We start from the raw sequence: 15,198 nt of genomic DNA on the forward strand, positions 1-15,198 counted from the left end.
GATGGACGCGAAGCGAGATCAACGTGGCGACCCGGAGCGTCGACCGCATGTAGTCATTCTCGGAGCCGGCTTTGGCGGCTTGAACGCGGCGATGTCGCTTCGCCGCGCGCCGGTCGATATCACAGTCGTCGACCGGCGCAACTATCATCTCTTCCAGCCCCTGCTCTACCAGGTGGCGACCGCCGGGCTTTCGCCGGCACAGATCGCCATGCCGATCCGCCGGATACTGTCGCAGCACTCGAACGCGACGGTGCTGATGGACAGGGTCGAGTCGGTGGACACGGCGGCAAGATGCGTCGTAACCGGCGCTCGGCGCATAGCCTATGATTATCTGATCGTCGCGACTGGAGCCCGCCACACCTATTTCGGCAACGATGCCTGGGCCGAGCATGCGCCGGGCCTCAAGACGATTGCCGACGCCACGGCGATCCGAGGACGCATTCTCGCCGCCTTCGAGATGGCGGAGGTGACTGACGACGTCGCCCTACGTAAGCGCTTGCTGACCTTCGTCGTCGTTGGTGGCGGGCCGACGGGCGTTGAGCTTGCCGGAGCGATCGCCGAGCTGGCTCGCAACACGGTCGTGCGCGACTTCCGGCGCATCGATTCCTCGACGGCCCGTGTCGTGCTGGTGGAAGCGGGGCCGCTGATTCTCCCAACCATGCCGTCATGTCTCTCGAAAAAGGCCCAGAGACAACTCGAAAAGCTTGACGTCGAGGTCGTATGCGGCAATGCCGTCGCCGACTGTGACGAAAGCGGCGTGCGGCTCGCGAATGGAACGGAGATCGGTTCTGCTTGCGTGGTCTGGGCGGCCGGCGTCATGGCCTCGCTCGCCGCCAAGTGGATCCGCGCGCCCGCCGACCGGGCCGGGCGGGTTCTGGTCAACGCGCGCCTCAACCCGCCGGGGCACGGGGAGATTTTCGTGATCGGCGACACGGCTTCGGTGGTCGATGGGGCCGGGCGGCCGGTACCGGGCGTGGCGCCGGCGGCCAAGCAGATGGGTCGTTACGCGGCCCGGGCCATTTTCGACGACATGGCAGGACGGCAATCGGCGCCCTTCCGTTATCGCGACTACGGCAATCTGGCGACGATAGGCCGCAAGGCAGCGGTCGCGGATTTCGGCAGGGCTCGACTCTCGGGCTATCCGGCGTGGCTCGTCTGGAATTTCGCCCATCTCTGGTTCCTCGTCGGATTCCGCAATCGCCTCGTTGTCTTTCTCGACTGGGCGGTTGCCTATTTCCGCAACGATCGCGCCGCGCGGCTGATCACCGGGCAACATGAGGCCTAGCGATGTATCGCCCGAAGCTGGCCCAAGTCGTCGCCGTTCTCCTGTTGCTGGCAGTGCTGTCCACTGCGGCGATGATTCATCTCATTTGGCAGCGCGCGGCCGGCGAGAGCATCGAAGAGATCGTCGCGAGCCTTGATACCCAGACGGCGGGCTCCGTCAGGAACGACCTGTCGCAGACGCTGGCGCTTGTTTCGAGCTCGGCGGAAATCGTCCGTACCATCCTCTTCCAGGGAGCGATCAGCCCCGAGGATGAGGTCAAGCGCGAGTTCCTCTTCCTGTCGCTGCTGCGTGAGCAGCCGGCGATCGCCTGGATCGGCTTCGGATTTCCCGACGGGCGCTTCTTCGGTTCGCACGCGACGGCTGACGGGCGGATCGAGATGGTGGAGATCGGCGCTGCGCAACCCGGTGAACACCGCCCGCTGCGGCGCGACCTCTACCGACCGATCCCGGGTGACATCTTTTTCGAAGAGCGCATCAAGGCGGAGAGCGCCTATGTGGCGCTCGGTGCACCCTGGTTTCGGTTGGGCAAGGAAAGCGCAGGATCCGTCTGGACGGTCACCAATGTGCTGCCGAACGGTTTCGAGCCAGCAATCGTGCTGTCGAAGCGCGTCGAGAGCTTCGGAACGTTCACCGGTGTGGTGATGGCGGCCGTCAGCCTCCGCCGTCTGTCCGAGGCGCTGCAGGCGCTCGACATTCCCGCTGAAAGCAAAGCCTTCGTGCTGGACGAGCGCGGACGGGTACTTGCGACCTCGCAGCCGTCGGACGGGGTGATGGCGGCGCATTTTTCAGATTTCCCCGCATCCGATGCCATTGCCAGAGCTGCGGCGGAGGCAGTGGCGGCGAACGGCGGTGACGCGTTTCGCGTCCTGGCGCCAAGCGTTGCCCTGGGACCTGTCTTCATATCGTCGTCAACGCTGCCATTTGAAAACTGGCGGCTGATCATTGCCACGCCCCGCTCGACCTTCGCCGGCGGCATCGACAAGAATATCCGGCGCATTGCCATCGTCGTGCTTGCCATCGCGGTGCTTGCGGCAGTGACGGCCGTAGTGGTTGCCAATTTCCTCTTCGCGCAGCCGCTCGCGCGGCTGGCAGTGCAATTGCGCGCGATCGAGCGCTTCGCGCTAGGGAGCGTTTGCCATCATCCGACCTTTCTCTCCGAGCTCAACGACTTGTCCCAGGCTTTGAAGCGCATGTCGGTCGGACTTTCCGCTTTCGCCCGCTATATGCCGCTCGACGTCGTGCGGCCGCTGGTAGAAGGCAGCATCGAGCCGAAGCCCGGCGGTGAGCTCTGTGAGGTGACCGTGATGTTCGCCGACCTGCCCGGTTTCACCGAACTGACCGAAAGGCTTGGACCGGACGTCGAGCCGCATCTGACGCGCTTCCTGACGATTGCGGTGGCAGCGATCCATGCCGAGGGCGGCACTGTCGACAAGTTTATCGGAGATGCCGTCATGGCGATCTGGAACGCGCCGGGAAGGCAGGCGGATCATGCCGCCCGCGCTTGCCGCACGGCCATCGCAATCCGGAACGCGATGCACGAGGAGCCGACGGCGGCAGTCGGCGAAAGTGCGATCCGCGTGCGCATAGGCATCAACAGCGGCACGGCGCTGATCGGCAATATCGGCTCCGCGGAACGGCTCAGCTACACTGCTATCGGCGATACGGTCAATCTCGCCAGCCGGCTCGTGAATGTGGCCAAGGAGCGCGGCGTCGAGATCGTGCTCAGCGACGCGACCGCGCGGGAACTCGGCGCAGAGCCGATGACGAGGCCGCTCGGGCTTGTGACGGTGCGCGGCAAGGCCAGGCCCGTCGGCGTGCATACGATCGACCAGCCAAAAGCTCGGTCTACGGGAGGAAGCGATGGAGATGGCGATCACGACGGTGGCGATGCTCGCGTGCCTGCAGCTCAAGCATTTCCTTGCTGACTATGTGCTGCAGCCGCTCTGGATCCTGCGCGGCAAGGGCGATTTCCGCAGGATCGGCGGTTATGTTCATGCGGGCGGGCACGCGGTCGGGACCGTGCCGGCATTGATGTTCGCCGGCACCGGCCCGACGCGCATCGCGATTCTCGTGCTCGCTGAATTCGTTCTTCACTATCTCATCGACTATGGAAAGGCGCTTTTGTCGCGGCGTTGTCGCGCCGACGCGACAACGCGTGCCTACTGGGCCATGCATGGCGCCGATCAATTGATGCACCAGCTGACCTATGCGGCACTGATCCTGGCTGCGCTGGCATAGTATTTCAGAATGGTTCCGGCCGCGAGACGATGAACAGGCCTGCCGCGATCATGATCATCGCAACAATGGCTGCCGCCGGCACGGACGGCTCCACCCGGAGCCAGAAGATGAGGAAACCCACGGCCATGAGCGCAATTGCAAGGAACTTGGCGCCCCGCGATATGGCGCCGGACTCGCGCCAATCCCTGAGCGGACGCCCGAACATCGGGTGATCGAACAGCCATTGTTCGAGACGCGGCGAGGAGCGGGAGAACAGCCAAGCCGCTAATAGCAGAAAGGGCGTGGTCGGCAAGAGCGGAAGAAAGATGCCGGCGATACCAAGGCCGACCATCGCCCAGCCGAGGCCGAGAAGAATGAGGCGCATGGGTAGGTTCATCTGCCTTTCCTTGGGTGAGAACCAATGAAGTTGCGTCAGGCTCCCCCCTGAAGGTCCGCTCGAGCTGGACGGAGTGCCACCCCTTATCACGGAGGCGAGATCCTGGTCGAGATAGTGACCGCGGGCGCGGAAACAAGAGCATTGCCCGCGTGACACTCAGCCCTTCAGGATATGCCTGAGCGTCACGGCATCTTCGAGAAACGCTGTCGGGTCGTCATTCGCAACGAATTCCAGCATCGCAAAGCGTCGGCCGTTCCAGCGCGAGGCGGGCATGGCGGCGAGAGTTGTCCGGCCGATGCCAGCGGGAAGCGGTTGCGATCGCGGTCCCAGGCGAAAACATGCACGTGGGAAACATGCGGACCGATTTCGCCGATCTCGGCGAGCGCTTCTTCAAGCGGAAGCCTGGGCCGCGGCTGCCAATAGAGATAGACGTTTTCATGGGCGATCGCCTCGATCAGGCGGCGCGCCGATTGCGTGGTGTCGGTTAAGGACTGCGGATGATATTCGAGCGACACGCCTATCCTGTGTCGGGCCGCCTCGGCGCGCATCTTGCGGATCGCGTCTGCCGTCGCGCGCCGTTCGGCGGCACTGTAGTCCTCTGAATCGCGCCCGCGGGTACCGGACCAGATACGGATATTGGTGGCGCCAATCGCAATCCCGCTCTGCAGGGCTTTTGAAAAGCCCCGGCATGTCGTCTGTCGGCGGGGCGACATAGGATCCGTAGGAGGTTGCAAATCCCGCGACCTGGGACAGCCGCGCGACCTCTCTGGCGATCGGCTCCTCGCCGGGGGGACATGGATGTCGCCGGCCCATTCGACCGCGACAAGCCCGGCCCCGGCGGCCAGCGCCACGATCTGCTCCGCAGGCAGCTTCCGGAAAGTGACGGTGCAGAGCCCCCGGTTCGAAACCGGTCACGCCATTCGCTCCAGTTCTCCCTTTCGGACCTCGAAGAGCAGCGGCTGCCCTTCGACGAAGCGGGCGATCTCGTCGAGCGCCATCTCGCCGAGGGCTCAAGCCCGACGGCGCCGGCAATGTGCGGCGTCAGAAACACGTTGGAACGAGACCGATCTCAACTATCTTATGCGCCGCTTCGAAGAGGACGGGCTTTATTTCTGGTTCAGCCACGAAAAGGGCAGCCATCGCCTCCATGTCGCCGACAGCGCCATCTCCTGGGCGAAGCCCGCCGCCTCGGCGCAAGGGGAGGGTCGGGTGCGGCTGGCGCAAGGATCCTCCGACCGCAACCACATCAACGAATGGGCGCGGCGCTTCTCCTATGTGCCGGGCCAGCGCGCCGGCGCCGACTGGAATTTCGAGACACCGCGTATGGTGCCGGGCAACGCCACGCCGTCGCTCGTGCAGATGCCGGAGGCGATGAAGCGCGAGCTCTACGAATATCCCGAATCTCGACCGTCGCCGAGGCCGAGCGGGCGCAGAAGCTCAGGATGCAGGCCGTCGAGGCCGACCACGACCGCGTCTTCGGCAACTCCACCTCCCGCGTCATCGAGGTCGGCCGCCGCTTCACCCCCTACGAGGTCGCCCATCCCGAGCATGCTTACGAGGAGCACGTCATCGTCTCGATGCGCCAGACGGTGGTCGACCGCTCCTATGAGACGAATTCCAACGATCCGGAATATATGAATGGCTTCGAGGCGGTGCCCGCACGGGTGCCGCTGACGTCGCACCGCCAGACGAAGCGGCCGCGCATCGAGGGCACGCAAGTGGCGATCGTCGCCGGTCCGCCCGGCGAGGAGATCCACCCGGACAAATACGGCCGCATCAAGCTCTGGTTCCCCTGGGACCGCAAGGCGAAGAAAGACGGTTCGGATACCTGCTGGGTGCGCGTCGCACAAAGCTCGGGCGGCGGCACCTGGGGCGCCCAGGTGATCCCCCGCGTCGGCATGGAGGTGATGATCGCCTTCGTCGACGGCGAACCGGACCGGCCGCTGGTGACGGGCGTCGTGCCGAACCCGGCCAATCCGGTGCCCTACGACCTGCCGGCCAACAAGACGCGCATGGTGCTGCGCTCGAATACCCACAAGGGCCAGGGCTTCGACGAAATCACCTTCGAGGACGAGGCCGGCCGCGAGAACCAGTTCTTCCACGCCCAGAAGGACCAGACGACGCGAGTCCTGAACGACCGCACCAAGCGCATCGATCGCCACGAGGTCGCCTCGATCGGCGCCAACCGCGCCGTCGAAGTCGGCGGCAACCAGAAGCACGAGATCGGCGATTCTATGAACACGGTGGTGGGCGGCACAGGCCCGATGGCGATGGCGCTGATGGGCGCCGTCCAGGGGCTCTCCGGCCACACCGCCGGACTGCTCTCCCAGGCTGGCCAGATCGCCGGCGGCGGCGGGCCGGCGCTTGCCGCCTTCGCCGGCACGCTCGCCTCTACGGCGTCGCGACCCCTTGCACGGACGGGGCGGACCATACATTTTTTGCAAGAAGCTCGCGGAGTGCGGCGGCGTCCAGCATCTGCTCGGCGAGCAGCTTCTTCAGCTTGGCGTTCTCTTCTTCGAAAGCCTTCAGGCGCTTCGCCTCGGAGACCTCCATGCCGCCGTATTTGGCTTTCCAGTTGTAAAAGGTCGCGTCCGAAATCCCGTGCTTGCGGCAGAGCTCGGCCACCTTCGCGCCGGCCTCCTGCTCCTTCAGCACCGCAATAATCTGCTCTTCCGTAAATCTCTGCTTCTTCATGCGTCCGTCCTTCAATAGGCCGGACTCTAATCCAATCTGGAGGAAATTACCCGTGGCAGGTCAAAGGCAGAGGCAAGTACACCATCGAATCGTAGAGTAATCTTTTTGGAAATTGCTGCCCTGACGGTCCTCCTTCATCGCCCCTCGATCAACCTCTTCCAGTCCTCAATAAAGCTCCGCCGCTGGATCTCGTCCTGCGCTGCGAGCAGGGCGGGTCCTATGCGGATCGGGCGGGCGATGCCGGATTCCATCAGCGATGCGGGGCCGTCGACGCCGGCGGGAAGGGGGCCGGTTTCGGAGAAGAAGAAGGAATTGTCGCGGGCGACCGCCCGACCGCGCGGCGACAGGAGATAATCCAGGAACTGCTTGCCGAGTGCCGGTTTGCGGGCATTGGAGGGGATCATCGCACCGCGCGAAAGCACCAGCGTGTAGTCGCCGGGCACCACGATACCGAGGTCCGGATTTGCCTTGGCCGCGGCATAGGCATAGGAGCCGAGCACGTTGTAGGCGAGATGCACATTGCCGGCCGCGATTTCCCCCAGCACCTCGTTGTTGCAGCAGCGTATCACCGTTTTGGTGCGGCTCAGGCTTTCGATCAGCCGGCCGTAGGTGGTCGGCGCCTGGCGGGAATCGTTGAAGGCGAGCAGGTAGCCGACGCCGGAGGCCTCGATGTCGTAGGTGCCGATGCGGTTGCGATATTCCTCGGGCTTCCGGCGCAGCAGGTCGGCGAGTTCTTCGTGGCTGCGCGGCACCTCCTCAGCAGGAAGGGCGCGGCGGTCGTAGACGAAGACCACGGGCTCGAAGGTGAAACCGAAAATCTCGTCGCGCCAGTTGGCCCAGGCCGGTGCTGCCGATGTCTCGTACGAAGTGTGAGCCTCTGCGCAGCCGTCATTGGCAAGCCGCACCAGCTGGTCGACGGAGGAGGAGAGCAGTATGTCCGCACTGCGGCTCTTGCCGGCGCAGGCGTCGACGGCTTGCCGGAAGAGATCGTTGGTGACGTAGTCGACGAAATCCACCGCGACACCGGGCCTCAGTCCCTGGAAATCCCGGATCAGCGGACGCATGGCTTCGAGATCGGTGGCCGCGTGGATGGTCAGCCGTTCCGTCTCCTTGCCGCTTGACGGAAAGAACGCCCTCTGTCCCTCGAGCGCGGCGGCAGCCGACGGCAGCAGCCAGACGAAGATTGCGAACGATCGGAGAAGCAGCCTCATACCCGTTCCTCCGTCGCAAGCGGCACCTCGATGAAGACGCAGAAGTCCTGCCCCTCGGCTTTCTCGCGGAAGCCGATCCGGCCACCCAAGACGGACGCAACTTCGGAGGCTATGGCAAAGCCGAGACCCGATGCGCCTTTGTCGGGACGGGTCGAATAGAAGCGCTTGGTCACGTTTCCCCATTCCTCCACCGGAATGCCCGGGCCGTCGTCCGAGACCTCGATACGCCCGTATCCGCCATCGCGCGTGACGCGCACATCGAGTCGCGAGGAGGCGCCGTGACGCAGTGCATTGTCGATAACGTTTGCGATCGCCTCGCGCAGGCTGAGCATATCCCCCATGATGACAGGATCGTCTTCCGCCGCTTCGAAGGAAACGACCATGTCCGGGTCGACGGTGATCGGGATCGCCGCGCGGAAGGCCTTGCGTGCAACGTCGTTCAAGGAAACAGCCGCAAGCTGGGTTGAATCGAATCGATGGATGACCATTGCGTGGTTCAGCAACTGATTGGTGAAACGCGCAAGTTCTGCTGTCCGGTTGCGCACCCGTTCGAGATGGCGGCGATCGTCCGGCGTGAGCTTGTCCTCGTTGATCAGGCTCACCTGAGCGGTGAGCGCGGTGAGCGGCGTACGAATCTGGTGCGCACTGTCGGCCACATAACGCTGGAGCAGCTTCACACGCTCATCGAGGCGATTGATGAAGTGGTTTATCGAGGTCATGAAGGGGATGAGCTCACGCGGCACGTCGGCGCTCATCGGCGTCAGGTCCTGGGGGTCGCGCTGGCGCAAGGCATCGCCCAGGACGTCAACCGGTCGCAGCGAGTAGCGAACGGCAAGCGCCGTGCCGCCAAGTGCGAGCAGGCTCATGACCGTGACGAGAAAGGTGGCGCGCGTGGTCAACTCGGAGGCAAGCGCCTGACGGGCTTCGACCGTCTGGGCGACGACGACATAGGTCCAGCCGGTGCCATCGTTGAGGGTCATCGCCCGGGAAAGGGTGACGGTGCGTACGGCAGCGCCGCGATACTCGGTATTTCCGAATACCGGACCATTGCGGCTTTGCGAGAGTGACGTTTTCGGCTCGAGATCGGCATAGCCCGTGAGCGTCGAACCGGCCGGGTCTATCACGCGGTAGAAAATCCGGTCCCGCTGAGCGAGGCCGAGGAGTTCGAAGGCGGAGGGAGGCAGGACGAAGCGGAGTGCGCCGTCGGCCACGGTCAGGCTCTCCGACATCTGGAAGGCGGCGCCGAGAAGCAGTCTGTCATAGGCTTCGTCGGCCGCCGTACGGGCATAGAACCAGGCGGCGGTGATCAGCGATGCGGCGCCGAGCATGAGCACGATCGCCACGCGGCGCACGAGGCGCGCGAAAAGCGAGCTTCTATGCGTTGTCATCCGCCACCAGCTGATAGCCGACGCCCCTCAGCGTCACGATGCGAGCCTTTGCGCGCTCGAGCTTCTTGCGAAGGCGGCCGATATAGAGCTCGATCGCGTTCGGGCCGGCGGCCTCTTCGAAGCCGAAGAGCTGGTCGAGAAGCTCCTCCTTGCTGAACACCTTGCCGGGGCGGGAGGCGAGAATCTCGAGCAGCGTCATCTCGCGGCGCTTGAGCTGGATCTCGCGCTTGCCGACCTTGACGCTGCGATTGGCCCGGTCAAGGCTGACATCGCCGCAGACGATGATGTTCGTCGCATCGCCGCCGGTCCTGCGGCGCAAGAGCACGCGGGCTCTCGCTTCGAGCTCGCGGAAATCGAAAGGCTTGACCAGGTAATCATCGGCGCCGAGATCGAGCGCGCCGACGCGGTCGTCGATTTCCGAGCGCGCCGTCAGCACGAGAACGGGCACATTGCTTTTCGACTGGCGCAACTCGCGCAGGATGGCGAAGCCGTCGAGGCCCGGCAGCATGACGTCGAGGATGACGAGGTCGTATTCGGTGAAGCTCAGAATATCCGCTGCCGCCGATCCGTCGGTCTGCCAGTCGACGGTATGACCCGTCAGCTGGAACCGGCGACAGATCGCCTCGCCCACATCGATAGTGTCTTCGACCAAGAGAATACGCACGTTTTAATGATCGCATGCGCTTACGGGCCGATCAAGCGGGCTTCTTTGAGGGTGATCATCAATGTGGCGGGAGGATGACAGGATGGTGACAGAAACGTCCCTTAGAGTGGCGTGGTCGGTCTAAGGGAGAGAGCTGTGGACCGGCCCGGGAGGGAAGCCCGAAAAAAATTGCGTCACGCCTCTGGTCCCGAGCGGGACCGGCCGGTGATCGTTGTCGCTGCTTCCGACCGGCAGCTTCAGAACAAACGGGAGAGATCATGAACTCTGTGTTCACCAAGACCCTGTGTGGTGCCGCCTTCGCGGCTCTTATGATGTCAGCTTCCGCCCATGCGGAGCCGGCAAAGCCCGAATGCATCGCCGGCGCGAAACCGGGTGGCGGCTTCGACCTGACCTGCCGACTGGCCGCCAATGCCCTGCTCGAGGCCAAGCAGATTTCCAAGCCCATGGCCGTCACCTACATGGAAGGCGGGGTCGGCGCAGTCGCCTACAACCACGTCATCGCGAAGCGCGGTTCCGACCCCAATGTCATCACCGCCGCTTCCTCCGGCTCGGCACTGCTCATCGCGCAGGGCAAGTTCGGCCAGTATGACGAGACGGCCGTGCATTGGCTTGGTGCGCTCGGCGCCGACTATGGCGTTCTCGTGGTCTCCGCCGATTCCCCCTACAAGACGCTCGGCGAACTGGTCGAAGCCTACAAGGCCTCGCCGGAAGACTTCGCGATCGGCGGTGGCGGTGCCGTCGGCTCGCAGGACTGGATGAAGGGTTCGCTTCTTGCCAAGGCCGCCGGCCAGGATCCGAAGAAGATGCGCTATGCCGCTCTCGAGGGCGGCGGTGCGGTGCTGACCGCGCTCGAGGGCGGTCATGTGAAGGTCGGATCCGGCGATGCTGCCGAGATGGTCAAGCACCACGTTGCCGGCAAGGTCCGCATTCTTGCGGTCATGGCTGCGGAGCGCCTGCCCGGTGAGCTTGCCGATGTTCCGACCGCAAAGGAACAGGGTTTCGATATCGAATGGCCGATCTGGCGTGGCTACTATGTGGGCAAGGACGTATCCGATGCCGACTATGAATGGTGGGTCAAAGCCTTCGAGACAGCCTCGAAGACGCCGGAATTCGCCAAGGAGCTTGAAGCGCGCGGGCTTTTCGAATTCACCCTGCTCGGCAAGGACTTCGAAGATCGCGTGAAGGCCGATGTCGAGCGCTTCAAGATCCTCGCCAAGGAAGCCGGCATGTAATCGCGTTCCCCTCGCAAGATCCTCCCGAGACAACGAGGCGGACCCCTTCCGCCACCGGCCAACCGGTGGCGGAAGGCGCGAGGGAAGCAACGACCAGGGTGCGCGAAACCGGCCTTAGGTCACGATGATATCTAAGCAACAGGGGATGCGGGATGCGGGCGGAGAAGCGCGCGACCGCTCTCACTTGACCAAACGAAACGTCGGGGGGAGAGACATCCATGTCCGAAGTCCACCATCCTACTTCCATGACCGTCCGATTGATTGGACGCGTCTCGGCGATCTGCCTTCTCGTCTTCGCCATTGCCTATGGCGTCGGGGGCAGCGTCATCGAGTACTCCTTCGCGTCCGACCCGCTCGGGCCGAGGGTCTTTCCCGTCGCACTTGCCGTCATTCTCGGCCTGCTGAGCATCTGGTATTGGTTCTCGCCCGGCTTCGCCGAAGGCTTCCCCACGGGGCCGCTGCTCGCGCGCGTCCTCGCCGTGCCGGTGGTGATGGTCGTTGCCGTCGCACTATTCGAGCCGGCGGGCTTTGCCGCCTCCATCTTCATCCTCACCCTCGGCGCCGCCATTGTTTTCGGCGCCCCGCCGGCAAAGGCGCTGATCGGCGCCGTCGGTCACGCCGCCCTATGGTGGTTCGTCTTCTCCTATCTTCTGGAAGTCTATCTGCCGGCCGGCGCGCTGTTCGGCTGATCGCGAGACTAAAACCGGAAAGGTCACGTCCATGAATCTCGAATATCTCTGGCAAGGCTTTGCCGTCGCCTTGACCTGGCAAAATCTCCTGATCGGTTTCGTCGGCTGTTTCATCGGCACCATGGTCGGTGCCTTGCCGGCGATCGGCCCGATCAACGGCATCGCGCTTCTGCTTCCGATCGCCTACACAATGGGACTGCCGGCGGAAAGCACGATGATCCTGCTGGCCGCCATCTACTGCGGCGCCGAATATGGCGGGCGCATCTCCTCCATCCTGCTAAACGTCCCGGGCGACGCCGGCGCCGTCATGACGGCTCTCGACGGCTATCCGATGGCGAGGCAGGGCCGGGCGGGTGAGGCGCTTGCGCTTTCGGGGCTCGCTTCCTTCGTCGGCGGCATTCTTGGCTCGATCGGTCTTGCCCTCTTCGCGCCGCTCCTCTCCGGTCTGGCGATCGGCTTCGGTCCGGCTGAATATTTCGTGTTGATGTTGTTCGCCTTTGCGACGCTCGGTTCCATGGTCGGCGGCCAGCCTGCCAAGACGCTGATCGGCTGCGTGCTCGGCCTCATGCTGGCAACGGTCGGCCTCGACGCGACTTCGGGGGCCTATCGCTTCACCTTCAACGAACCGGAACTCGGCGACGGCATCGAATTCGTTGTGCTCGTCATCGGCCTTTTCTCGATTTCCGAAGCGCTGATCATCCTGGAACATCAGGGCAGGGGCATGACCGTGATCCGCGAACTCGGCCGCATGACGGCGCGGATGTCGGATGTCGTCAAGAGCATCGGCACCACGTTGCGCAGTTCGGTGCTCGGCTTCGTCGTCGGCGTGCTCCCGGGAACGGGCGCTTCGGTTTCGAGCGCCATCGCCTACACGACCGCCAAGCGGATTTCCGATACCGAAGGCACGTTCGGCAAGGGCGACGTGCGCGGGCTTGCGGCACCCGAGGCAGCCAACAACGCGACCGCCTGCGGCGCCTTCGTGCCGATGCTCACTCTCGGCGTTCCGGGCTCCGGCACGACCGCCGTCATGCTCGGTGCGCTGATGCTCTACAACATCCAGCCCGGCCCGATGCTGCTTGTCGAGCGTCCGGAGATCGTCGGCGGCCTGGTTGCCTCGCTCTTCGTCGGCAACCTGATCCTGCTGGCGCTCAACCTGCCGCTGGTGCAGATCTTCGCCCGCGTCCTGACGGTGCCGAACTGGCTCCTGGTGCCGGGCATCCTGGTGCTGTCGATCGTCGGCGTCTACTCCGCCCACTCCTCGGTCTTTTCGATCTATCTGATGATGAGTATCGGATTGGTTGGCTGGCTTCTGCGCAAGGCCGGTTTCGACATGGCGCCGATCATTCTCGGCTTCGTGCTCGGCCGGGTCATGGAGGTCAACCTGCGCAATGCGCTGGCGATCAGCGGCGGCGAACTGTCGATCCTGTTCAGCAGCACCATCTGCATCGTCCTGTGGTGCATGGCGCTGCTGGTAGCGATCCTGCCCCTCTATCTTTCGCGTCGCGCCAAGCGTCGCATCGCTGCAAAGAATCTTGCGATCGCGGAATAGGGCAGCCACCGCCAGAATTTCGAACGGCCGGGCTTTGCGCCCGGCCGTTGCTTGTTTCAGGGCCGTGACTGGCCGTCAGGCCATGCGCGGCTGCCCGGAAATAAGAGGTCCACGAATCGCTCGGCGGTCGGCTGCGGCTCGTGGTTGGCAAGTCCCGGCCGTTCGTTCGCCTCGATGAACACATAGTCCGACTTCTCAGGATCGCGCACGATGAAGTCGACGCCGACGACCGGTATTCTGATGGCTTCCGCCGCACGGCAGGCAGCGGCGACGAGTTCCGGATGCACCTTGGCCGTCACGTCGTGGATCGTACCGCCGGTATGGAGATTCGCCGCCTTGCGCACGGTGATCTCCCGCCCTTCCGCCGGCACGGTGTCGAGATCGAGATTCTGCTCGGCCAGGAAACGCTCGGTCTCTCCGTCGACGGGGATGCGGCTTTCGCCGCCGGTGGCCGCCGCGCGGCGGCGCGACTGGATATCGATGAGCTTGCGGATCGGCGACTCGCCGTCGCCGATAATGCGCGGCGGTCTGCGTATGGCGGCGGCGGCGAGCTTGTAGTCGATCACCACCAGGCGCAGGTCCTCGCCGTCGAAATAGGCCTCCAGCAGCACCCGCTCCGAGACCGTCTTCGCCTGCTCGATCGCCGCGTGCAGCGTCTTCATCGACGCCACGCCGACCGAGATGCCGCGACCCTGCTCACCACGGGCGGGCTTGACCACCAGTTTGCCGTGCGTTTCGAGAAATGCCCGCTTCTCATCGTCGCCGACGTCGGCCGAAATCTGCTCGGGTACGACTAGGCCGGCGGTGGATACGAGGCGGCGCGTCACCGCCTTGTCGTCGCAGATCGACATGGCGACGGCCGATGTCAGATCGGAGAGGCTTTCGCGGCAGTGGATCGTCCGGCCGCCATGTGAAAGCCTGAAGAAGCCGCCCTCGGCATCCGTCACCTCAACATGGATGCCGCGCCTGAGTGCCTCGTCAACGATCAGCCGCGCATAGGGATTGAGCCCCTCGTAGAACGGGATCGGCTGGGCAAAGAACTTCTCGTTGATTGCATTCTTGCGCTTCAAAGCGAAGATCGGCACGCGACGGAACCCCAGCTTTTCATAGAGACTGATCGCATGCTCGTTGTCGTGCATGACCGAGAGGTCCACATAGGCGAGCCCGCGCACCTGGAAGTGTTCGGCTAGCTTGCGAACCAGCCGCTCGCCGATGCCGGGCTGACGGGCCTGGGGATGGACCGCGAGGCACCAGAGCGATGCCCCATCTTCCGGATCGCTGAAGAGATGCCGGTGATCGATACCGGTCACCGCGCCGACGATCTGGCCGCTCGTATCGTCCTGCGCGACGAAATAGGTGACCGCGCGATTGTCGCGTTCGCTTGAAAAGAAGTCCGAGCGCACCTGCACCATACCGCAGGCGGCATAGACGGCATTGATGCCTTCGGCATCCGCCTCCGAGGCTACTCGGCGGATGGTGATGCCTCTCAGGCGCCGTCCGCCACCGCCGCGATAGTTCGACAGTTGGAGGCGAAAAGTGTGCGATGGATCGAGGAAGATTTCCTGCGGGGCGAGCGACAGGAGTACGTGCGGGTCGCGAACGTAAAAGGCGATGTCGCGGCTCTGGGGCGCTTCCTCGCGCAACTCCCCGACCAGGGCCTCGTCGCTGTCGAAGGTCTGCGCAAAGAGCAGTCGTCCCCAGCCGCAGTCGAGCGTCACGTTGCGGTTTTCCGTCTCCGGCTCTTGTCTGCGGTCGCGCGGTGCGCCGGCCTCGGGGCCGCCCGGCGCCCGCAGGCGCGTCAGGCGGTGGGAGACGGCCCGGTTCCCTCTCGGCTTTTGCCGAGGGGTAGGGGCTTGGTCGAGTTTCTTCATC

Annotated in this window: 11 protein-coding genes and 4 pseudogenes; 7 read left to right on the forward strand and 8 right to left on the reverse strand. The window is 64.2% G+C overall.

Annotation, left to right across the window (positions count from 1 at the left end; genetic code table 11):
* Position 1: 1 nt before the first annotated feature.
* Genes AC4P1R_RS24595 through AC4P1R_RS24605 form a run of 3 tightly spaced genes read left to right on the forward strand, consistent with a single transcriptional unit; the run spans position 2 to position 3,523 of the window.
* The gene (locus AC4P1R_RS24595) at positions 2–1,285 is read left to right on the forward strand and encodes an NAD(P)/FAD-dependent oxidoreductase (protein WP_492178140.1); all 1,284 of its coding nucleotides are present in this window, start codon (positions 2–4) and stop codon (positions 1,283–1,285) included.
* A gap of 2 nt (positions 1,286–1,287) precedes the next feature.
* Positions 1,288–3,210 carry an adenylate/guanylate cyclase domain-containing protein gene (locus AC4P1R_RS24600; RefSeq protein ID WP_492178141.1) on the forward strand — a complete coding sequence of 641 codons (1,923 nt, stop codon included), beginning with the start codon at positions 1,288–1,290 and terminating at the stop codon, positions 3,208–3,210.
* Complete coding sequence (locus tag AC4P1R_RS24605) at positions 3,146–3,523, forward strand: DUF3307 domain-containing protein (protein WP_492178142.1); 378 nt, start codon at positions 3,146–3,148, stop codon at positions 3,521–3,523. The genes AC4P1R_RS24600 and AC4P1R_RS24605 overlap by 65 nt, the downstream gene beginning before the upstream one ends.
* A 4-nt stretch (positions 3,524–3,527) precedes the next feature.
* On the opposite strand, the gene AC4P1R_RS24610 is transcribed toward AC4P1R_RS24605, so the two are convergent.
* From AC4P1R_RS24610 to AC4P1R_RS24620, 3 genes and pseudogenes are all read right to left on the reverse strand, one after another.
* Positions 3,528–3,899: a DUF454 family protein gene (locus AC4P1R_RS24610; protein WP_225191146.1), complete on the reverse strand. Its 372-nt coding sequence runs from the start codon at positions 3,897–3,899 to the stop codon at positions 3,528–3,530.
* 156 nt (positions 3,900–4,055) lie between these two features.
* Positions 4,056–4,814 (reverse strand): annotated as a pseudogene (locus AC4P1R_RS24615) (sugar phosphate isomerase/epimerase family protein).
* Positions 4,811–4,953: pseudogene (locus AC4P1R_RS24620) on the reverse strand (hydroxyacid dehydrogenase); the annotation flags it as partial. The pseudogenes AC4P1R_RS24620 and AC4P1R_RS24615, both read right to left, overlap by 4 nt.
* Before the next feature lie 17 nt (positions 4,954–4,970).
* Here AC4P1R_RS24620 and tssI point away from each other — a divergent pair.
* Positions 4,971–6,094, forward strand: a pseudogene (tssI, locus tag AC4P1R_RS24625) (type VI secretion system tip protein TssI/VgrG); the annotation flags it as partial.
* Positions 6,095–6,329: 235 nt separating this feature from the next.
* On the opposite strand, the pseudogene AC4P1R_RS24630 reads toward tssI, so the two are convergent.
* The 4 genes and pseudogenes from AC4P1R_RS24630 to AC4P1R_RS24645 all read right to left on the reverse strand — a co-directional run.
* A pseudogene (locus AC4P1R_RS24630) lies at positions 6,330–6,593 on the reverse strand (transposase); the annotation flags it as partial.
* 134 nt (positions 6,594–6,727) lie between these two features.
* Positions 6,728–7,804: an ABC transporter substrate-binding protein gene (locus AC4P1R_RS24635; protein ID WP_151613076.1), complete on the reverse strand. Its 1,077-nt coding sequence runs from the start codon at positions 7,802–7,804 to the stop codon at positions 6,728–6,730.
* On the reverse strand, positions 7,801–9,192 hold the full coding sequence (locus tag AC4P1R_RS24640) for a sensor histidine kinase (RefSeq protein ID WP_492178143.1): 1,392 nt from the start codon (positions 9,190–9,192) through the stop codon (positions 7,801–7,803). Before AC4P1R_RS24640 ends, AC4P1R_RS24635 begins: the two co-directional genes overlap by 4 nt.
* The gene (locus AC4P1R_RS24645; protein WP_069457012.1) at positions 9,179–9,856 is read right to left on the reverse strand and encodes a response regulator transcription factor; all 678 of its coding nucleotides are present in this window, start codon (positions 9,854–9,856) and stop codon (positions 9,179–9,181) included. The genes AC4P1R_RS24640 and AC4P1R_RS24645 overlap by 14 nt, the downstream gene beginning before the upstream one ends.
* 257 nt (positions 9,857–10,113) lie before the next feature.
* Between AC4P1R_RS24645 and AC4P1R_RS24650 the strand changes: the two genes are divergently transcribed.
* From AC4P1R_RS24650 to AC4P1R_RS24660, 3 genes are all read left to right on the forward strand, one after another.
* Positions 10,114–11,088: a Bug family tripartite tricarboxylate transporter substrate binding protein gene (locus AC4P1R_RS24650; RefSeq protein ID WP_492178144.1), complete on the forward strand. Its 975-nt coding sequence runs from the start codon at positions 10,114–10,116 to the stop codon at positions 11,086–11,088.
* Between the two features lie 218 nt (positions 11,089–11,306).
* Positions 11,307–11,777, forward strand: a complete 471-nt coding sequence (locus AC4P1R_RS24655; protein WP_225191149.1) for a tripartite tricarboxylate transporter TctB family protein — start codon at positions 11,307–11,309, stop codon at positions 11,775–11,777.
* A 31-nt stretch (positions 11,778–11,808) separates the two neighbouring features.
* Positions 11,809–13,326 carry a tripartite tricarboxylate transporter permease gene (locus tag AC4P1R_RS24660; protein ID WP_492178145.1) on the forward strand — a complete coding sequence of 506 codons (1,518 nt, stop codon included), beginning with the start codon at positions 11,809–11,811 and terminating at the stop codon, positions 13,324–13,326.
* 56 nt (positions 13,327–13,382) lie between these two features.
* On the opposite strand, the gene ngg is transcribed toward AC4P1R_RS24660, so the two are convergent.
* Positions 13,383–15,197 carry an N-acetylglutaminylglutamine synthetase gene (ngg, locus tag AC4P1R_RS24665; RefSeq protein ID WP_492178146.1) on the reverse strand — a complete coding sequence of 605 codons (1,815 nt, stop codon included), beginning with the start codon at positions 15,195–15,197 and terminating at the stop codon, positions 13,383–13,385.
* Between the last annotated feature and the right edge of the window lies 1 nt (position 15,198).

Source organism: Sinorhizobium sp. Y406, assembly GCF_058732025.1.